At 71.5% G+C, this 20,242-nt stretch carries 13 protein-coding genes and 2 pseudogenes; 4 read left to right on the forward strand and 11 right to left on the reverse strand.

Features of this window, described 5'->3' with window-relative positions:
* Positions 1-495 precede the first annotated feature (495 nt).
* The 9 genes and pseudogenes from pssA to ACFV9M_RS38385 all read right to left on the reverse strand — a co-directional run bounded on the left by pssA (position 496) and on the right by ACFV9M_RS38385 (position 11,515).
* Positions 496-1,314, reverse strand: coding sequence for a CDP-diacylglycerol--serine O-phosphatidyltransferase (gene pssA, locus ACFV9M_RS38345; protein ID WP_059254185.1), 819 nt, complete (start codon positions 1,312-1,314; stop codon positions 496-498).
* 22 nt (positions 1,315-1,336) lie between these two features.
* On the reverse strand, positions 1,337-1,993 hold the full coding sequence (locus tag ACFV9M_RS38350) for a phosphatidylserine decarboxylase (RefSeq protein ID WP_385076175.1): 657 nt from the start codon (positions 1,991-1,993) through the stop codon (positions 1,337-1,339).
* A 171-nt stretch (positions 1,994-2,164) separates the two neighbouring features.
* A complete protein-coding gene (locus ACFV9M_RS38355; RefSeq protein ID WP_385076178.1) occupies positions 2,165-3,370 on the reverse strand; it encodes an acyl-CoA dehydrogenase family protein in 1,206 nt (401 codons plus the stop codon).
* Between the two features lie 2 nt (positions 3,371-3,372).
* Positions 3,373-4,191, reverse strand: a complete 819-nt coding sequence (locus ACFV9M_RS38360; protein ID WP_385076181.1) for a MaoC family dehydratase — start codon at positions 4,189-4,191, stop codon at positions 3,373-3,375.
* Positions 4,188-4,898: pseudogene (locus tag ACFV9M_RS38365) on the reverse strand (HpcH/HpaI aldolase/citrate lyase family protein); the annotation flags it as partial. The pseudogene ACFV9M_RS38365 and the gene ACFV9M_RS38360, both read right to left, overlap by 4 nt.
* The gene (locus ACFV9M_RS38370; protein WP_385076183.1) at positions 4,895-6,943 is read right to left on the reverse strand and encodes a protein meaA; all 2,049 of its coding nucleotides are present in this window, start codon (positions 6,941-6,943) and stop codon (positions 4,895-4,897) included. The pseudogene ACFV9M_RS38365 and the gene ACFV9M_RS38370, both read right to left, overlap by 4 nt.
* A gap of 17 nt (positions 6,944-6,960) precedes the next feature.
* Entirely contained in the window at positions 6,961-8,298 is a 1,338-nt protein-coding gene (gene ccrA, locus ACFV9M_RS38375; RefSeq protein WP_385076231.1) for a crotonyl-CoA carboxylase/reductase, read from the reverse strand.
* Positions 8,299-8,760: 462 nt separating this feature from the next.
* Entirely contained in the window at positions 8,761-9,594 is an 834-nt protein-coding gene (locus ACFV9M_RS38380; protein ID WP_385076186.1) for a TetR family transcriptional regulator, read from the reverse strand.
* A 118-nt stretch (positions 9,595-9,712) separates the two neighbouring features.
* Entirely contained in the window at positions 9,713-11,515 is a 1,803-nt protein-coding gene (locus ACFV9M_RS38385; RefSeq protein ID WP_385076189.1) for a 3-hydroxyacyl-CoA dehydrogenase family protein, read from the reverse strand.
* Between the two features lie 400 nt (positions 11,516-11,915).
* Here ACFV9M_RS38385 and ACFV9M_RS38390 point away from each other — a divergent pair, with 400 nt between their 5' ends.
* Positions 11,916-12,491 (forward strand): adenylosuccinate lyase, encoded by a 576-nt coding sequence (locus ACFV9M_RS38390; protein ID WP_385076192.1) that lies wholly within the window; start codon positions 11,916-11,918, stop codon positions 12,489-12,491.
* A gap of 326 nt (positions 12,492-12,817) precedes the next feature.
* Here the strand turns inward: ACFV9M_RS38390 and ACFV9M_RS38395 are convergent, their stop codons facing one another.
* Entirely contained in the window at positions 12,818-13,336 is a 519-nt protein-coding gene (locus ACFV9M_RS38395; RefSeq protein WP_385076233.1) for a GNAT family N-acetyltransferase, read from the reverse strand.
* Positions 13,337-13,504: 168 nt separating this feature from the next.
* Positions 13,505-15,082, reverse strand: a complete 1,578-nt coding sequence (locus tag ACFV9M_RS38400) for an alpha/beta hydrolase (protein ID WP_385076195.1) — start codon at positions 15,080-15,082, stop codon at positions 13,505-13,507.
* A 149-nt stretch (positions 15,083-15,231) separates the two neighbouring features.
* Between ACFV9M_RS38400 and ACFV9M_RS38405 the strand changes: the two genes are divergently transcribed.
* The 3 genes and pseudogenes from ACFV9M_RS38405 (at position 15,232) to ACFV9M_RS38415 (ending at position 20,069) form a co-directional block, all read left to right on the forward strand.
* Positions 15,232-16,539 carry an RNA-guided endonuclease InsQ/TnpB family protein gene (locus ACFV9M_RS38405; RefSeq protein WP_385076197.1) on the forward strand — a complete coding sequence of 436 codons (1,308 nt, stop codon included), beginning with the start codon at positions 15,232-15,234 and terminating at the stop codon, positions 16,537-16,539.
* A gap of 324 nt (positions 16,540-16,863) precedes the next feature.
* The gene (locus ACFV9M_RS38410) at positions 16,864-17,307 is read left to right on the forward strand and encodes an SRPBCC family protein (RefSeq protein ID WP_385076198.1); all 444 of its coding nucleotides are present in this window, start codon (positions 16,864-16,866) and stop codon (positions 17,305-17,307) included.
* A gap of 234 nt (positions 17,308-17,541) precedes the next feature.
* A pseudogene (locus tag ACFV9M_RS38415) lies at positions 17,542-20,069 on the forward strand (SpoIIE family protein phosphatase).
* Positions 20,070-20,242 lie beyond the last annotated feature (173 nt).

The raw sequence follows: 20,242 nt of genomic DNA on the forward strand, positions 1-20,242 counted from the left end.
TGGGCGGGCCTCGTCTTCCGGTGCCGCCGGAGGGGCTGGGTGGGTCTGGGCGGGCCTCGTCTTCCGGTGCCGCCGGAGGGGCTGGGTGGGTCTGGGCGGGCCTCGTCTTCCGGTGCCGCCGGAGGGGCTGGGTGGGTCTGGGCGGGCCTCGTCTTCCGGTGCCGCCGGAGGGGCTGGGTGGGTCTGGGCGGGCCTCGTCTTCCGGTGCCGCCGGAGGGGCTGGGTGGGTCTGGGCGGGCCTCGTCTTCCGGTGCCGCCGGAGGGGCTGGGTGGGTCTGGGCGGGCCTCGTCTTCCGGTGCCGCCGGAGGGGCTGGGTGGGTCTGGGCGGGCCTCGTCTTCCGGTGCCGCCGGAGGGGCTGGGTGGGTCTGGACGGGCCTCGTCCCACAGCGCGCCCGGGCGGGCTGGCTCGGCCGAACGGCCCCGTCTCCCGGCGCCGCCGGACATGCGAAGGGCCCCGGACCCACCCGGGTCCGGGGCCCCACTCGGCGGAGCGTCACGGCAGCTGCGCCGCCCGTGCCTCGCGCCGGTTGTCGCGGAAGTTGTTCACCCGGCGGGCCGTGGCGAACAGCGGGATGACCGCGCCCATGACCAGCTGGAGGGCGCAGCCCGTCTGGAGGAGGAGCTGGCCGCTCGGGGCGTCGAAGGCCCATGCCGCCAGCAGACCCATCGACAGCACGATCCACGAGAGCATCGCGCCGGCGAGGCGGCCCCGCGGCTTCGGGTACTCCACCCGGCTCACCATCAGCCAGGCGGTGCCCAGGATGGCCAGGAGCGTCGCCACGAAGGGCAGCTCCAGCAGCACGATCGAGACGACCGTCAGCGCGCCGAACGGGGAGGGCATGCCCTGGAACATGCCGTCCTTCATCGTCACGCACGAGAAGCGGGCGAGCCGCAGCACCACCGCCAGCAGCACCACGATCGCGCCGACCGCCGCCACCCGCTGGTGGGCGTCGTCGGCGACCATGCCGTAGACCAGGACGAAGTAGGCCGGGGCGAGGCCGAAGCTGATCAGGTCGGAGAGGTTGTCCAGCTCCGCGCCCATGGGTGAGGAGCGCAGCTTGCGGGCCACCAGACCGTCGAAGAGGTCGAAGACCGCCGCGCACAGCATCAGGATGACCGCCGTGGCCGCGCTGTGGCGGGCCATGCCGGACTCCTGGCTGCCGGTGAGGTGCGGGATCAGGATGCCGGTGGTGGTGAAGTACACCGCCATGAAGCCGCACGTGGCGTTGCCGAGGGTGAGGGTGTCCGCTATCGACAGCCGGAGAGAGAGGGGCATCTCCTCCTCTTCGTCCACCTCGTCGGCCTCGGGCACCCAGCCCGCCTGGGTCTCCGGGTCAATCACGGTCAATGCGAGTCACCCCTGCCACGGTCTTCTGCCCGACCTCGACCGCGATCTCCACGCCCTCGGGCAGGTAGATGTCGACGCGCGAGCCGAAGCGGATCAGACCGATCCGGTCGCCCTGCTCGACCTTCGTGCCCTCCGGGACGTAGGGGACGATACGGCGGGCGACGGCGCCGGCGATCTGGATCATCTCGATGTCACCGAGCTCGGTGTCGAAGTGCCAGACGACGCGCTCGTTGTTCTCGCTCTCCTTGTTGAACGCCGGCACGAACCCGCCAGGGATGTGCTCGACCGACGTCACCGTGCCGGCCAGCGGCGCGCGGTTGACGTGGACGTTCAGCGGGCTCATGAAGATCGCGACGCGGGTCCGTCCGTCCTTCCACGGCATGATGCTCTGCACCACTCCGTCGGCGGGGGAGATGACCCGGCCCTGTGCGATCTCACGCTCGGGGTCGCGGAAGAACCACAGCATGCCCGCGGCGAGAGCGGTGGCGGGTACGGCGACGGCCTTGGCGACACCCGAGCGGCGGGCGCGGACCAGGCTGACGGCTGCGGTGGCGACGGTCGGAAGGAGCCACGGCGATGCTCCGCGCGCAAGGCGTACGCCGGCCAGGCTGTCGCGAGGTGCAGAGGTTTGGCTGTGGGGCATGGATGACCTTCGTAGCGGATGATGCCGCGCTTCGACGGGGGGACGGCGGCTTTCCCGCGATCGTAGCGGTTCTGTGCGGCAACTGGGTAAGCCAGGAAGCCGAGTCGGCGGCGGGAGCGAGTTGACGGGGTGTGATCTTCTTCTCGAAGAAAACACCCCCAACCCGGACATCTAGCCTTGGAATCGATACTCCTCGAGCAGCCTGCGCCCGATGATCATTTTCTGGATCTCGGCGGTGCCTTCACCGATCAGCAACATCGGGGCCTCACGGTAGAGGCGCTCGATCTCGTACTCCTTGGAGAAGCCGTAGCCGCCGTGGATCCGGAAGGCGTCCTCCACGACCTCCTTGCAGTACTCGGAGGCGAGGTACTTCGCCATCCCTGCCTCTAGGTCGTTTCGTTCCCCGGAGTCCTTTTTGCGAGCCGCGTTGACCATCATGGCATGAGCGGCCTCGACCTTGGTAGCCATCTCCGCCAGCTTGAACTGGATGGCCTGGTGCTGCGCGATCGGCCGGCCGAACGTGTGCCGCTGCTGGGCGTACCGCACCCCCAGCTCGAACGCGCGCTGCGCGACGCCGCAGCCGCGCGCCGCGACGTTGACCCGGCCGACCTCCACGCCGTCCATCATTTGGTAAAAACCTCGTCCTGTCACCCCTCCGAGCACGCGGTTCTCCGGAACGCGCAGACCGTCCATGATCATCTCGGTGGTGTCGACGCCCTTGTACCCCATCTTGTCGATCTTGCCCGGGATGGTCAGGCCGGGGCGGACCTCGCCGAAGCCGGGCTCCTTCTCCACCAGGAAGGTGGTCATCGACTTGTGGGGGGCGGTGCCCTCGGGGTGTCCTTCGTCACTGCGGACGAGGACGGCGACGAGCGAGGAGGTGCCACCGTTCGTCAGCCACATCTTCTGGCCGTTCAGGACGTACGCGTCGCCGTCCTTCACCGCCTTCGACGTGATCGCCGACACATCGGAGCCCAGACCCGGCTCCGACATCGAGAAGGCGCCGCGCACGTCCCCGGCGGCCATCCTCGGCAGGAAGTGGTCCTTCTGCTCCCGCGTGCCGTGCTGCTTGAGCATGTACGCCACGATGAAGTGCGTGTTGATGATCCCGGAGACCGACATCCAGCCGCGGGCGATCTCCTCCACGCACAGCGCGTACGTCAGGAGCGACTCGCCCAGACCCCCGTACTCCTCGGGGATCATCAGGCCGAACAGGCCCAGCTCCTTCAGACCGTCGACGATCTGCTGCGGGTACTCGTCGCGGTGCTCCAGCTCGGTGGCGACCGGGAGGATCTCCTTGTCCACGAAGTCGCGGACGGTGGAGAGGATCTCCTGCTGGACGTCGGTCAGACCGGCGGTCCGGGCGAGTCGGGCCATCTCTACTTCTCCTGCCGCTTCGGCTCGGGGCGGCCGGGCTGCTCGCCGCCGCGCTCCTTGATGTACGTCTCGGTCGGCACCATCACCTTGCGGCGGAACACGCACACCAGCGTGCCGTCCTGCTTGTGGCCCCGGGTCTCGACGTGGACGATCCCGCGGTCGTCCTTCGACTTCGACGGCCACTTGTCCAGCACGGTCGTCTCGCCGTAGATCGTGTCGCCGTGGAAGGTCGGCGCCACGTGCTTCAGCGACTCGATCTCCAGGTTCGCGATCGCCTTGCCGGAGACGTCCGGGACGGACATGCCGAGCAGCAGCGAGTAGACGTAGTTGCCGACGACGACGTTCCTGCCGAAGTCCGTCGTCCGCTCCGCGTAGTGCGCGTCCAGGTGGAGCGGGTGGTGGTTCATGGTGAGGAGGCAGAAGAGGTGGTCGTCGTACTCCGTGACCGTCTTGCCCGGCCAGTGCTTGTAGATGGCACCGACCTCGAACTCCTCGTACGTGCGCCCGAACTGCATCGCGCTCACGGCCCTTTCTAGTCGGCTTCTAGTCGGCTTCCGGTCGGCTTCTAGTCGGCGGGGATCTCGAACGTGCTGGTGCGCCGCATGCCGGCGGCGCGTCCCTTGCCCGCGATGACCAGGGCCATCTTGCGGCTGGCCTCGTCGATCATCTCGTCGCCGAGCATCGCGGAGCCCTTCTTGCCGCCCGCCTCTGACGTGCAGTACTCGTACGCGTCCAGGATCAGCTCTGCGTGGTCGTAGTCCTCCTGGGAGGGGGAGAAGACCTCGTTGGCGGCGTCGACCTGGCCGGGATGCAGCACCCACTTGCCGTCGAAGCCGAGCGCGGCGGCGCGCCCGGCCACCTCGCGGAAGCCGTCGACGTTGCGGATCTGGAGGTAGGGGCCGTCGATGGCCTGGAGATCGTTGGCGCGGGCGGCCATCAGGATCTTCATCAGGATGTAGTGGTAGGCGTCCGCCGGGTAGCCGGGCGGCTGCTCGCCCACGACCAGCGACTTCATGTTGATCGACGCCATGAAGTCGGCGGGGCCGAAGATGATCGTCTCGGTGCGCGGGGAGGCCTGCGCGATCTCGTTGACGTTGTTCAGGCCCTGCGCGTTCTCGATCTGCGCCTCGATGCCGATCCGGCCGACCTCGAACCCCATCGTCTTCTCGATCTGGGTGAGGAGGAGGTCCAGGGCGACGACCTGCTGGGCGTTCTGCACCTTCGGCAGCATGACGCAGTCCAGGTTCTGCCCGGCGCCCTCGACGACGGTCACGACGTCCCGGTACGTCCACTCCGTCGTCCAGTCGTTGACGCGCACGACCCTGGTCTTGCCTGTCCAGTCGCCCTCGTTGAGGAACTTGACGATGGTGTGCCGTGCCTCGGGCTTGGCGAGCGGCGCGCACGCGTCCTCCAGGTCGAGGAAGACCTGGTCCGCCGGGAGGCCCTGCGCCTTCTCCAGGAAGCGGGGGTTCGAGCCCGGCACGGCCAGACAGGAACGCCGGGGGCGAAGGCGGTTGACGGTCGTCATGCGGGGACCTCCAGGGGGTCGAGCTTGTTCGCTTTCCGGATCTCGTCGACGATGCGGCCGATGATTCCGGTGATGTCGAAGTCCTTCGGGGTGAAGACGGCGGCGACTCCGGCGGCCCTCAGCTGTTCGGCGTCACCATTCGGGATGATGCCACCGGCGATCACCGGGATATCTGTGGCACCGGCCACACGCAGCCGTTCCAGCACGTCCGGGACGAGCTGGGCGTGCGACCCGGAGAGGATGGAGAGGCCGACGGCGTGCACGTCCTCGGCGAGGGCGGCGTCCACGATCTGCTCGGGGGTGAGCCGGATGCCCTGGTAGACCACCTCGAACCCGGCGTCCCGGGCCCGGACGGCGATCTGCTCGGCGCCGTTGGAGTGCCCGTCCAGGCCGGGCTTGCCGACCAGGAAGCGCAGCCTGCCCACGCCGAGGTCGGCCGCCGTCCGCTCCACCGCGCGGCGCACCTCGGACAGGGCCGAGCCGTCCTGCGCGGCAACGGCGACCGGCGCCGACGACACGCCCGTCGGTGCCCGGAACTCGCCGAACACCTCCCGCAGCGCGCCCGCCCACTCGCCGGTGGTGACACCGGCGCGGGCGCACTCCAGGGTGGCCTCCATGAGGTTGTCGGTGCCCTTGGCGGCCTCCTTCAGCCGCTCCAGCGCCTTGCACGGGCGGGGGTGGTTGAAGGGCGGCTGGTAGCGGGTGTCGCGCCAGTGCCGGAGCGAGGCGACGACACGGGCCTCGACGGCCGGGTCGACCGTCTGGATCGCGGTGTCGAGATCGGCCGTCAACGGGTTCGGTTCGGTCGTCTCGAAGACGTTGACGCCCACGATCTTCTCCTGGCCGGACTCGATCCGGGCCCGGCGCTCGGCGTGCGAGGCGACCAGCCGCGACTTCAGGTAGCCGGACTCGACGGCGGCCATCGCCCCGCCCATCTCCTGGATCCGCTCGATCTCCGCGAGGGACTCCTCGACCAGCCGGCCCACCTCCGCCTCGATCACCTTCGAGCCCTCGAAGATGTCGTCGTACTCCAGCAGGTCGCTCTCGTGGGCGAGGACCTGCTGGATGCGCAGCGACCACTGCTGGTCCCAGGGGCGGGGCAGGCCCAGCGCCTCGTTCCAGGCGGGCAGCTGCACGGCACGCGCGCGGGCGTCCTTGGAGAGGGTCACCGCCAGCATCTCCAGCACGATCCGCTGGACGTTGTTCTCCGGCTGCGCCTCGGTCAGACCGAGGGAGTTGACCTGGACGCCGTAGCGGAAGCGCCGGTGTCTGGGGTCCTCGATGCCGTACCGCTCGCGGGTGATCCGGTCCCAGATGCGGCCGAAGGCGCGCATCTTGCACATCTCCTCGACGAAGCGGACGCCCGCGTTGACGAAGAAGGAGATCCGGCCGACGACGTCCCCCATGCGGTCCTGGGGCACCTGACCGCCGTCGCGCACGGCGTCGAGGACGGCGATCGCGGTGGACATCGCGTACGCGATCTCCTGGACCGGGGTGGCCCCCGCCTCCTGGAGGTGGTAGCTGCAGATGTTGATCGGGTTCCACTTCGGCAGGTGGGAGACCGTGTACGCGATCATGTCCGTCGTCAGGCGCAGGCTCGGCCCCGGCGGGAACACATGGGTGCCGCGGGAGAGGTACTCCTTGACGATGTCGTTCTGGGTCGTGCCCTGGAGCCGGGTGATGTCCGCGCCCTGCTCCTCCGCGACGACCTGGTAGAGCGCCAGCAGCCACATGGCGGTGGCGTTGATGGTCATCGAGGTGTTCATCTGCTCCAGGGGGATGTCCTGGAACAGCCGGCGCATGTCACCGAGGTGCGCGACCGGCACGCCGACCCGGCCGACCTCGCCGCGGGCGAGGACGTGGTCGGAGTCGTAGCCGGTCTGGGTCGGCAGGTCGAACGCGACCGACAGGCCGGTCTGGCCCTTGGCGAGGTTGCGCCGGTACAGCTCGTTGGACGCCTCGGCCGTGGAGTGACCGGCGTACGTGCGCATGAGCCACGGCCGGTCCTTCTCCCGCTTCCCTTCGGCAGGCTGACGCTCAGTCATCTATGACCTCGGATGTCTCAGATGTTCCGGAAGCGGTTGATGGCGTCGACGTGCTGCGCGCGCTTCTCCGTGTCCCGCACGCCCAGGCCCTCCTCGGGGGCCAGGCAGAGCACGCCGACCTTGCCCTGGTGGACGTTGCGGTGCACGTCGTGGGCGGCCTGGCCGGTGTCCTCCAGGGAGTACACCTTCGACAGCGTCGGGTGGATCTTCCCCTTGGCGACGAGGCGGTTGGCCTCCCAGGCCTCGCGGTAGTTGGCGAAGTGGGAGCCGATGATCCGCTTCAGGGACATCCACAGGTAGCGGTTGTCGTACTCGTGGTGGTAGCCGGAGGTGGAGGCGCAGGTGACGACGGTGCCGCCCTTGCGGGTGACGTACACGCTGGCGCCGAAGGTCTCGCGGCCGGGGTGCTCGAAGACGATGTCGACGTCCTCGCCGCCGGTCAGTTCGCGGATGCGCTTGCCGAAGCGCTTCCACTCCCTGGGGTCCTGGGTGTGCTCGTCCTTCCAGAACCGGTAGCCCTCGGCCGTGCGGTCGATGACGGCCTCGGCGCCCATGGACCGGCAGATCGCCGCCTTCTGCTCACTGCTGACGACACAGATCGGGGTGGCGCCGCCGGCCAGCGCGAACTGCGTGGCGTAACTGCCGAGTCCGCCGCTCGCGCCCCAGATGAGGACGTTGTCGCCCTGCTTCATGCCGGCGCCGTTGCGGGAGACCAGCTGCCGGTAGGCGGTGGAGTTGACCAGCCCGGGGGCCGCCGCCTCCTCCCACGACAGGTGGTCCGGCTTGGGCATCAGCTGGTTGGACTTGACCAGCGCGATCTCCGCGAGGCCGCCGAAGTTGGTCTCGAAGCCCCAGATCCGCTGCTCGGGGTCGAGCATGGTGTCGTTGTGGCCGTCGCTCGACTCCAGCTCGACGGACAGGCAGTGCGCGACGACCTCGTCACCGGGCTTCCAGGCGTTGACGCCGGGGCCGGTGCGCAGCACGACGCCCGCGAGGTCGGAGCCGATGATGTGGTACGGCAGGTCATGGCGCCTGGTGAGCTCGCTGAGCCTGCCGTAGCGCTCCAGGAAGCCGAAGGTCGACAGCGGCTCGAAGATCGAGGTCCACACGGAGTTGTAGTTGACCGAGGAGGCCATGACGGCCACCAGGGCCTCGCCCGGGCCGAGTTCCGGCACCGGCACGTCGTCCAGGTGGATCGACTTGCGGGGGTCCTTGTCGCGGGTCGCGAGGCCCGCGAACATCTCCGTCTCGTCCTTGTGCACGGTGATCGCCCGGTACGACTCGGGGAGCGGCAGGGCGGCGAAATCGGCGGACGTGGAGTCCGGTGACTGGATCGCGTCCAGGATGTCCTTCACGGTCACGGTGTTGCCTCCGGCGATGCGCGCCCCGAGGGAAGGGCGCTGAGGGTTACGTCGGTGCTGCTGAGGGATGAGGGTGTGCCGTCGGTTCGGCGGGTGGAGCTGTTCCGGCAGCGCGGGGTGGCGCGGGAGGGTGCCTGTGACGCAGGCGTCCGGGCGCGCGAGCCGTGGGCTTGCGGGGACAGCCGGCGTACGTCTGGTCTCTGCACGCCGGCCGCCCGGACACCTTCAACGTATGACACCGCGTGTCACCTCGCAAGGCACTGAGTGCCAGAAATTGCTCTCAGATGAAATCTTTACGTAACAAATGAGCGATGATCGATCGAACGGGGTCGGAAATCCATGCGAAAACCTGCCCTGACATGCCAAAACGGCCACCCGGGCGGGTGGCCGTCGTCACAGTGACCGGCGGTGCCGGAGCGCCCTCAGCGCTCCCTCAGTGCTCCCTCAGAGCTCCCCTCAGCGCTCCTTGAGGGCCTGCTCGATGGTGCGCATCACCTCGTCCAGCGGGGCGTCGGTGCGGGCGACCGTCACCAGCACCTCGCCCTGCGCGGAGACCGCGGCGGGGGCCGTCCTCGGGGACGCGGAGCCGCCCCGCCCGGCTCCGATGCCCGTGCCGAACGTCTTGCGGACGATCGCGAAGGCGTGGTCGAGCTGGGCCTCCACGTCGCCCTGGCCGCCGGCCCTGAGCCAGCGCCGCAGCACGTGGTTGTGGGCGGTGACCACGGCGGAGGCGGCGACCTCGGCCAGCAGCGGGTCGTCGTTGGCGTCGTCGTCGTGGGCGTGCTCGTCGAAGTGGCCGAGGAGGTAGCGGGTGAAGAGGCGCTCGTAGCGGGCCACCGACGCGATCTCCGCCTCGCGCAGGGTGGGCACCTCGCGCGTGAGCTTGTAGCGGGCGACCGAGATCTCCGGCCGGGCCGCGTACATCTTCATCACTTCCTTGATCCCGCGGCACACCGTGTCGAGCGGGTGCTCGTGCGCGGGAGCCGCGTTCAGCACCGCCTCGGCGCGGATCAGCGTGTCGTCGTGGTCGGGGAAGATCGCCTCTTCCTTCGAGCGGAAGTGGCGGAAGAAGGTGCGGCGGGCGACCCCGGCCGCGGCCGCGATCTCGTCGACGGTGGTCGCCTCGTACCCCTTGGTCGCGAACAGCTCCATGGCCGCGGCCGCCAGTTCCCGGCGCATCTTGAGCCGTTGGGCCGCCGCGCGGGAGCCTGCGGCACTTTCCGGCGCGTCGGGCGTGGCGGGGGTACGTGAGGACTTGGCGGGCTGGGGCATGCCCTGAACGTACTGCATGTGCGCAGCTCGGCGCGCCTGTGTGCGGTCTGCCCGGCCCGGGGCGGGCGGCGGAGGGGCCGCCGGTTCCAGCAGCCCGCCCCAGTCCTCACCGCCCCGGAACCAGTCGCCGACGCCGTCAGCGGCGGGCATACTCGCGGAAGCCGCGGCCCGTCTTGCGGCCGAGGCAGCCCGCGGCCACCAGGTGCTCCAGCAGCGGCGCCGGGGCCAGCCCCGGGTCCCGGAACTCACGGTGCAGGACCTTCTCGATGGCCAGCGAGACGTCCAGCCCGACCACGTCGAGCAGCTCGAAGGGGCCCATCGGGTAGCCGCCGCCCAGCCTCATCGCCGCGTCGATGTCGTCGAGGGACGCGTAGTGCTCCTGCACCATCTTGATCGCGTTGTTGAGGTACGGGAACAGCAGCGCGTTCACGATGAAGCCGGCCCGGTCCCCGCAGTCGACGGCGTGCTTCCTGATCTTCCCGCACACCTCGTGGACCGTCGCGTGGACGTCCTCGCCGGTCAGGACCGTGCGGACCACCTCGACCAGCTTCATCGCGGGAGCCGGGTTGAAGAAGTGCATGCCGATCACGTCCTGCGGACGTGAGGTGGCGCGGGCCAGGGCGACGACCGGCAGCGAGGAGGTGGTCGTGGCGAGCACCGCGCCCGGCCTGCACACCTTGTCCAGCGTCGCGAACAACTGCCGCTTGACGTCCAGGTCCTCGGCGACCGCCTCGACGGCCAGGTCGACGTCGGCGAAGGCGTCGTAGGTGCCGGCCGGGGTGATCCGCTCCAGGGCCTGCGCGGCGGCCTCGGCGGTGAGCCGGCCCTTGTCGACGGAGCGGGACAGCGACTTCCCGACGCGGGCCTTCGCGGCCTGCGCCTTCTCCTCGCTGCGGGCGGCCAGGACGACGTCGAAGCCCGCCTTGGCGAAGACCTCGGCGATGCCCGAGGCCATCGTGCCGGAGCCGGCGACACCGACGGCGCGCACCGTTCGGCCGGGGACACCGCTCCCGTCCGGGGCCGGCGTCGACGCGTCCGGCACGACCGTCGCGCTGCCCGGCGCCTCGTAGGTGTAGAAGCCGCGGCCCGACTTGCGGCCGGTCAGACCGGCCTCGCTGAGCTGCCTCAGGATCGGCGCCGGGGCGTGCAGCCGGTCGTGGGAGGCGGCGTACATGGCCTCCAGGACCGTCCGCGCGGTGTCGACCCCGATCAGGTCGAGCAGGGCGAGCGGGCCCATCGGCAGGCCGCAGCCCAGCCGCATCGCGGCGTCGATGTCCTCGCGGGAGGCGTACTTCGCCTCGTACATCGCGGCGGCCTGGTTGAGGTAGCCGAACAGCAGCCCGTCGGCGACGAACCCCGGCCGGTCGCCGACCGCGACGGGCTCCTTGCCGAGGTCCAGGGCGAGGTCGGTGACGGCGGCGACGGCGGCCGGCGCGGTCAGCACCGAGGAGACGATCTCGACCAGCTTCATCGCCGGCGCCGGGTTGAAGAAGTGCAGCCCGAGCACCCGCTCGGGACGCGCCGAGTCCGCGGCGAGCCGGGTGACGGACAGCGCGTTGGTCCCGGTCGCGAGGATCGCCCCGGGCCGCACGATCCCGTCCAGCTCCCGGAAGACCTGCTGCTTGAGCTCGTACGACTCCGGCACCACCTCGATGACCAGGTCGGCGTCGGCCGCCGCGCCCAGGTCGGTGGAGGTGCGGACCCGGGCGAGGGCGTCCGCGCGCTCCCGCTCGGTCAGCCGGCCGCGCTCCACGGCACGGGCGGTGGAGGCCTCCAGGGCGGCACCGCACCGCGCCGCCTGCGCCTCGCTGATGTCGATGCCGATCACCTCGCGGCCGGCCTTGGCCAGGACCTGGATGATGCCGGTGCCCATGGTGCCGAGGCCGATCACGGCGATCGTCCGCAGCGGGGACGGGGCGGGGGACAGGGGAGTGGCCATCGCGGGACTCCAGAGATGAGGGTGACGACTGGGAACGCGCCCGGCTGCGCCGTGGCTCCGGGGCTCCGGAAGAGGCCTCGGCGCACCGGGTGCGGAGGGAGTGCGGGTGGTGCCGGGCTGCGAGCGCACACGCCCGGGGCCGTCGCTCTCGGACGCGCACGCGTCCGGGAACGGTGATGGCCGACCGACCGGCCCTGTCCCGGGACCGGGTCGTACAGGAGGTACGAGGTGTACCGAACCGACTGCTCCCGTCGGCGACTGCGTCACCAGGCCGCCACGAGGGGTTCCGCGAGTGGGTAACTCGCTCGTCTGAGCTTAACCGGCGGGTAACGAGCGCGCCAGCCCTGTGAGTTTGTGATGTACGTCCCGCCGCCGCGTACGCGCGCCTAGGCTCGGGCGCATGGACGAGGAGTTGCGGTCGCTCACGGAGCGCTTACGGCGGGAGTCGGGGGACTCCCCGGAGTTCGGGCGCCTGGCGACGACCGACGACCGCGACGCGCTCGCCGGGGTGCTCACCGCCGCCGGGCAGCCCCTGTGGGCGCGGGAGGTGGCCGCCTTCCGGCTGGGCGTCGCGGGGGACCGGCGGGCCTTCGAGGCGCTCGTCCTCCTCCTCAACCACCGCGACCCGCCGCGCTGTGCCTCGGCCGCCCACGCCCTGGCCCGCCTCGGTGACCCCCGCACGGCCCGTGCCGCGGCCGCCCTCGCCACCAACGAGCTGCGCGTCGCGTACGCCCTGCACCCGGTGCGGCTCCTCGTGGAGCTGCGCGCGCCCGAGTCCGTGCCCGCGCTGATCACGACGTTGCGGCGCCGGCTGAGTCCGCACGACCCCTACCGGCGGGTGGCGCTCGCGTGCGTGGACGGGCTCGGCGCCCTCGGCGACGACCGCGCCCGCGCCGTCCTGAACGACGCGCTCGCCCATCCGGCCCTGGCGGAGGCGGCGGTGCGGGCGCTGGCGCGGATTCCGCGCCAGCGGTGAGGGGCGGTGTCGCGAATTCCGTGCCAGCGGTGGGGGCGGTGGCGCGAATTCCGTGCCAGCGGTGAGGGGCGGTGGCGGTGCGGGGTGTTGTCGGGGGTGGTGCGCTGTAGGGGCGGCTGCGGGTCGTGGGGGGTGGTCGCGCAGTTCCCCGCGCCCCTGGGGGTGTGGCTGACTGTCCGTCGGGAGGTGCGGGTCGGTTGGTGGCGCGTCGCGCAGTTCCCCGCGCCCCTGGGGGGTGGGGCTGGCTGTCCGTCGGGGAGGTGCGGGTGGTTGGTGGCTGGTCGCGCCGTTCCCCGCGCCCCTGAGGGGGTTGGGGTGAGCGGCCGTCAGGGGGATGAGCTGGGTTCGGGGGGTAGGTCGTTCGTGTACCTGATCTCCGGTACTGCCATGCCGTTCACCTCGAAGGGTTCCTCGGTGCCGTCGGTGTGGAAGCCGGCGCGGGTGTAGAAGGCGCGGGCGCGGGCGTTGTCCCGGAGGACCCAGAGGTGCATGCGCCGATGGCCGTCGGCCGCGGTCCGGCGTACCGCCTCGGTGAGCAGGGCCCGGCCGACGCCGGTGCCGATGCGGGCGGGGTCGACGTAGAGCGCGTACAACTCGGCATCCGACGTGCGGTGTTCGCCCTCGCGGTAGGGGCCGTGCGCGGCCCAGCCCACCACCTGGCCGGCCTGCTCCGCGACCAGGTTCCGCACGCCGGCGTCGCCCTGGACGAACCGGTCGCGGCGCCGCTCGGCGTCCTCGGTGACGCTCAGGGCGTCCAGGTAGGACTGCGGCATCAGGCCGCGGTAGGCGCTCTGCCAGCCGCGGACGCGGATCTCGGAGACGCGCGCGCAGTCGTCGAGCGTCATCGCGCGGACGAGCGCGGCGGTCACCGGCTCACCACCGCGAACGCCGCGGCGGCACCGGCGGGGGCGGGGATCCTGGTCGGCTCACTCATGGGTGTCGGCTCACTCATGGGTCCATGGTGGACCAGGGCCCCGGCCCCGCCCCCCGACGGGCCGTCGCACGGCGGGTGTTCAGCCGCGGAAGCCGAGCAGCCCGTGCAGCGTCGCACCGCGGCCCGAGCCCGCGGTCGCCTTCGTGCTCAGCGGCTCGGGGTCCGGCAGCGCGTCGCACACCGCGTCGACCGGGCCGGTGCCGCGCGGCACCGTGCCGTCCGTCAGATACGCCGCCAGGTGCTTGTCCAGGCAGGCGTTCCCGCTCAGCGTGATGCCGTGGTTGCCGCCGCCCTCCTCGACGACGAGGCGGGAGCCGCGCAGCAGGGCGTGGACCGTCGCGGCGCCCTCGTACGGGGTGGCCGCGTCGTCCGTCGCCTGGAACAGCAGGACCGGGGGCAGCTTGCCGTTCCTCACGTTCACCGGGCCCAGCGAGCGGGTCGGCCAGAACGCGCACGGCGCGTTGTACCAGGCGTTGTTCCACGTCATGAACGGCGCCTTCCGGTGCACCGCCCAGTTGTCCGAGTGCCACTCGTCCCAGTCCCGAGGCCAGGAGGCGTCACGGCACTGCACCGAGGTGTAGACGCTGTAGCCGTTCTCCCCGGAGGCGTCGACCGCGGCGAAGTTCTCGTACGCCTCGACCAGCGGGTCGGCGTCGGCGTCGGTGACGTACGCGGCGAACGCCTCGGCGAGGTAGGGCCAGTAGCCGTTGTAGTAGCCGCCCGGCAGGAAGGTGTCCTCCAGCTCGGCGGCGCCCACCTTGCCGCCCGCCGGCCGCTTCGCCAGCGCCGCCCGCAGCGCGTACCACTTCGCCTCGATCGCCTCGGGGTCGGTGCCGAGGCCGTACGTGGCGTCGTGCCGGGCGATCCACGCCATCAGGGCCCGGTGGCGGTCGTCGAAGGCGACGTCCTGGGCGAGGTTGTCCTCGTACCACACACCGGTGGGGTCGACGACGGAGTCGAGGACGAGCCGCCGCACCCGCTCCGGGTACAGCTTGGCGTATACGGCGCCCAGGTAGGTGCCGTACGAGTAGCCGAAGTAGTTCAGCTGCCGCGTTCCGACGGCCCGGCGGATGGCGTCCATGTCCCGTACGGCGTCGAGGGTGTTGATGTGCGGCAGCACGCTCGCGTACTTCTTGCCGCAGGACTCGGCGAACGACTTGGCACGCTGGAGGTTGGCCCGTTCGACCGCCCCGGTGGCCGGCAGCGAGTCGGGGCGCACCGGGTCGAAGTGGCCCGGCGCGCAGTTCAGCGCCGGCGTGCTCCCGCCCACTCCGCGCGGGTCGAAGCCGATGACGTCGTACTGGGCCGCCACCTCCTTCGGCAGCGCCGACGCGACGAAGCCGGCGAGCGTCAGCCCGCTGCCGCCGGGCCCGCCGGGGTTCACCAGCAGCGGCCCCTGGTACGTCGTCGCGGTGTGCGGTACGCGGGACAGCGCCAGCGTGATCTGCTTCCCGCCCGGCTTCGCGTGGTCGAGCGGCACCTTCAGGGACGCGCACTGCAGCGTCGGGTAGTCGGTGGTGGCGCACTTCTTCCAGGTGAGCGCCGCCGTTCGGGCGGTGTCCGCGGGATGCGACGGGCCGGCGGCGGCGGGTGCGGCGGTGATCGTCCCGGCCACGACGGCGGCGGCAGCGCACAGCACGGCTGCGCGTTCTCTCATCAGAACTCCTTCGTGGATACTCCGGCCTTCGGGCCGGGGAGGAAGCGAAGCTCCTGCGGAGCACGACAGAGCAATAGAGCTAGGGCGATTCGGCGTCTGCGACCACGGCAGACCCCGCCGCTCACATGGAAACTGATAGAGCGTGAGGCGTGAAGCAGCAGGTCAAGCGGGCTTTCAAGTACCGCTTTCATCCCACGGACGAGCAGGCGGCCGAGCTGTCCCGCACGTTCGGCTGCGTCCGCCTCGTCTACAACAAGGCGCTGGAGGAGCGCACGCGGGCTCGGTACGGCGAGCGGCGTCGTGTCTCCTACGTGCAGTCGTCCGCCGCGCTGACGAAGTGGAAGAAGACCGAGGAACTGGCCTTCCTCAACGAGGTGTCCTCCGTCCCGCTCCAGCAGGCGCTTCGCCATCTCCAGACGGCGTTCGGGAACTTCTTCGCCAAGCGGTCGAAGTACCCGCGGTACAAGTCGCGGAAGAAGTCCCGCGCGTCGGCCGAGTACACCCGCAGCGCCTTCAAGTGGCGTGACGGGCGGCTCACGCTGGCGAAGACGGCGGAGCCCCTGGACATCCGCTGGTCCCGTCCCCTTCCCGAAGGGGCGGAGCCGACGACGGTGACCGTGTCCCGCGACCGTGCGGGCCGCTGGTTCGTGTCCCTGCTGTGCGAGGACACCATCACCCCCGCGCCCGCCACCACGGCGGCCGTCGGCATCGACGCCGGGATCACCTCCCTCGTGACCCTGTCCACCGGGGAGAAGGTCACCAACCCCAAGCACGAGCGCCGTGACCGCGCCCGACTGGTGAAGGCTCAGCGGGAGCTGTCGCGCAAGGCGAAGGGCTCGGCGAACCGGGAGAAAGCCCGCCGCAGGGCCGCCCGCGTCCACGCCCGGATCACCGACCGGCGCCGCGACTTCCTCCACAAGCTGTCGACTCGACTCGTCCGTGAGAACCAAACGGTCGTGATCGAGGACCTCACCGTCCGCAACCTGCTGAAGAACGGCAAGCTCGCGCGCGCCGTCTCCGACGCGTCGTGGACGGAACTCCGCTCCATGCTGGAGTACAAGTGCGCCTGGTACGGGCGCGAACTCGTCGTGGTCGACCGCTGGTTCCCCGGCTCCAAGCTGTGCGGAACCTGCGGCACGGTCCGCGAGAAGCTGCCGTTGAACGTCCGCGAGTGGACGTGCGCCTGCGGCGCGGTGCATGACCGCGACGTGAACGCGGCACGCAACATCCTGGCCGCCGGGCTGGCGGCGTCTGCCTGTGGAGGCGGTGTAAGACCTCAACGGGAGTCCTCCCGGACGGGGCGGTCGTCGATGAAGCAGGAACCCCAGCGGGCGACCGCTGGAATCCCCCGCCTTCAGGCGGGGGAGGGAGTCAAGAAGTCCTCCCAGGACGGAGGAGGTCGACGGACCGCGGTGGTCACGGCCCTTGGCGCATCGTCCCGGAAAGAGCGCCCGTAAGAACCCGTTCTGCTGATTCTTGACCCGATTGCGTCGTGGGATGCCCTCGGACGCGCTCGGATCAGGCTGAGTCGGGTCCGCCCGGTCCCGGCGGGCCGCTCCGCCGGTCCCGGCGGCCGGATCCCGCGGGGCGTGCCCGCGCGCGTGGGGCCGATGCCGTACTCCCCGGCCAGTCCGTGGACCTGACGGGTGATCGTGCGGCGGTCCTTTCCGGCCGTCCCGCGACCGCTTGCGCAACCCCGATTTGGGCGGCCGGGACCCGGGGTGGTTGGCTTGCCCCCACACCCGAGGAACCTTGAGCACCACGGACCTGGAGGAACAGCAATGGCGCAGGTCGAAGCCACCACAGAGCGGGTCGTCGCGGCGGACCCGGAGACGGTGTTCGACACGCTCGCGGACTACAGCGGTACGCGCGCGAACCTGCTGCCCGAGCACTTCAGCGAGTACGAGGTGCGCGAGGGCGGCGACGGTGAGGGCACCCTCGTCCACTGGAAGCTCCAGGCCACCAGCAAGCGTGTCCGCGACTGCCTCCTGGAGGTCACCGAGCCCACCGACGGCGAGCTCGTCGAGAAGGACCGCAACTCCTCGATGGTCACCGTCTGGCGCGTCACCCCGGCCGGCGAGGGCAAGTCCCGCGTGGTCGTCACCACCACCTGGACCGGCGCCGGCGGCATCGGCGGCTTCTTCGAGAGGACCTTCGCTCCCAAGGGCCTCGGCCGGATCTACGACGTGCTCCTCGCCAACCTCGCCGCCGAGGTCGAGAAGTAGTCCCCCTCGGTCAAGGGCCCGGCGCGCCACGGCCGTCGGGCCCTGCCGCCACGGCCGTCGGGCCCTGCCGCCACGGCCGTAGGGCCCTCCCGCCGGTTCGGGGCGCCCTTCTATACCCGTCATCCCCGCGGTGAAACCAATTCCAGGATTGCCCCCCATGCCCGGCGGCGTGCGCCGTACGGTGGTGGCTGCGGGGACGGATCTTGCACAGCTCTGGGGAGAGAGGTCTGGGCCATGGACCGTGGCACCGACAGGGGCACGCCTCCCAGCCGCGGAGCCGACTCCGGTACGGCGGCCGGTCCCGCCGACGCCGGACGCGTCCCGCTCGCCGTGGTCGTGGTCGACCGCGACGGCCTCGTCTCCCACTGGAGCAGCGGCGCCCGCCGGCTCTTCGGCGTCCCCGAGGACGAGGCGATCGGCCAGGACGCGATCGACCTCCTGCCCGTCTCCGGCGCCCTCCCCGAGGCGGACGAGGACTTCCCGTACGGGGAGGACACGGCCGCCGACGGATCCGGCCCGGGGCTGGGTGACTCCCTCGACGGCGGATTCGGCTACCCGGCCGCGGGACGGGCCCGGCTGACGGTGCCCGAGCGAAGAAGCGGGACGGGGGGTCCCCCGCCCGCAGGGTGGGGCACGGACCGCGTCGACGTGCTGTGGTGGGCGTACCCGCTCGTCGGACCGGGCCGGGAGCGGCTGCTCGTGCTGGCGGCCGACGCCCGGGCCCTGTACCACCGGGAACAGGCGGACGGCCCGCTCGTCGAGCGCATCGCACCCGGCTTCGCCCTGCACACCGACTTCCCCGGCGCCGCCGACCTCGCCCGCCGGCTCCCCGAGATCCTGCCCAGCATGAGCGTCGGCGAGAGCGCCCGCATCGCCGGCCAGGTCCTCGAACTCGGCTATCCCGTCCTGGAGTTCAGCCAGAACGACCGGGTGCCCGTCACCCCCGACCGGGGTGTGGCCCGGCGCGCCGAGCGCAGGGCCCGCCGCGAGCGCGCCGCCCGCACCGCAGCCGAGGGCCTGTCCGCACCGGAGGACCCCGACGACGAGGGCGAGGACCTCGAGCACGCGGCCGTCCGCGAACGCCTGGAGTTCCTCAACGAGGTCAGCGGGCGAATAGGCACCTCCCTCGACCTCTCCCGCACGATCGCCGAGGTCAGCAGAGCGCTCGTCCCCCGCTTCACCGATGTCGCCGGCACCTGTCTGCGGGAACAGGTCGTCGCCGGCGAGGGCTTCCCCGAGGGGGCGCCGGACACCACCACCCTGTGGCACCGGGTCGCCGGGAGCACACCGACGAACCCGGCCGCTGGGACGACGTGATCCCCGTCGGCGAGGCCATGCCCTTCCCGGCGCACACCCCGTTCTTCCAGTGCATGACCACGGGCGAGCCGGTCCTCGTACCGCGCGTCAGCGAGCGGACGGGCCACGTCATCGCCTCGCGGTTCGACAAGCGCGACATCCGGCCCCTGATCACCGGCCGCTCCCTGCTCGTCGTCCCGCTCAAGGCCCGCGACGTCGTCCTCGGCTTCATGATCCTGCTGCGGCACCCCGAGCGCCCCGAGTTCGACGACATGGACCGGGTCACCGGCGCCGAACACGCCGCCCGCGCGGGCCTCGTGCTCGACAACACCCGGATGTACACCTACCAGGAGAGCGTCGCCGAGGCCCTCCAGGACAGCATGCTGCCGCGCATCCCGCCGCGCATCCCGCCGCGCATCCCGCCGCGCAGGACGGGCTGCGACATCGCCACCCGCCATCTGCCGGGCACGCTGCTCGGACGGGTCGGCGGCGACTGGTTCGACTCGGTCGAACTGCCCGGCGCCCGCACCGCCCTCGTCGTCGGCGACGTCATGGGGCACGGCCTGGACTCCGCCGCCATGATGGGCCAGTTGCGTACGGCGGTGCAGACCATGGCCGCCCTCGACCTGCCGCCCGCCCAGCTCCTGCGCAACCTCGACGACCTCGCCCAGCGGCTCGGCGACACCTACCTCGCGACCTGTCTGTACGCCGTCTACGACCCGACCGCGGGCGAACTCCACCTCGCCAACGCGGGCCACATCCCCCCGGTGCTGGTCCGGGCCGGCGACGGCCGCGGTGAACTGCTCGACCTGCCCACGGGCGCGCCGATCGGCGTCGGCGGCGTGCCCTTCGAGGCGGTCCGCGTCCGGGTGGAGGCCGGCGACCGGCTCGTGATGTGCACCGACGGCCTGGTCGAGGTGCGCGGCGAGGACATCGGCGTGCGCCTGGCGGCCCTGTGCGAGTCCGCCGCGCATCCGGCCGCCTCCATGGACGACGCCTGCGACACCATCATCCGCGCCCTCAACCCGCGGGGCGGCCGCAAGGACGACGTGGCCCTGCTCATGGCACGCCTCAACGGCATCGCTCCCGGCGACGTCGCCGAGTGGACCTTCCCCCCGGACCCGCGCGAGGCCGCCCGGGCCCGCGCGGTGGTCCGCGAGCAGCTCCACGACTGGGGGCTGCCCGGCCTCGCGTACGCCGCCGAGCTGATGGTCAGCGAGCTGGTCACCAACGCCCTGCGGCACTCCCACGGCCGGCCCGTCGCCCTGCGGCTCGTCCGCGGGGACACCCTGCTGTGCGAGGTGGACGACGACGACCACGAGCTGCCGACCCTGCTGAGCGCCGGGCCCGGCGACGAGGCGGGGTGGGGGCTGCGCGTGGTGAGCACGCTGGCCCGCGAGTGGGGCACCAGCCGCACGGCCGACGGCAAGTCGGTCCGGTTCGAGCTGACCCTGCCCAGGCGCTGACGCCGGCCGGAGGTCTTCGAACGCACGGGGGCGTCGGGCGCCCACCGGAGCGGGCCGGGTGAGGCAGGGGTGAGGCGGGACGGACCGCGCGGCGCGCTTGTCCGCATCCCCGGGGAGCGATACACCGTACTGGCCCGTCACTACGGCGGATCGGCCTCGCACCCAGGGGAGTT

The sequence above is a fragment of the Streptomyces sp. NPDC059895 genome (assembly GCF_042731035.1).
Taxonomy (GTDB): Bacteria; Actinomycetota; Actinomycetes; order Streptomycetales; family Streptomycetaceae; genus Streptomyces.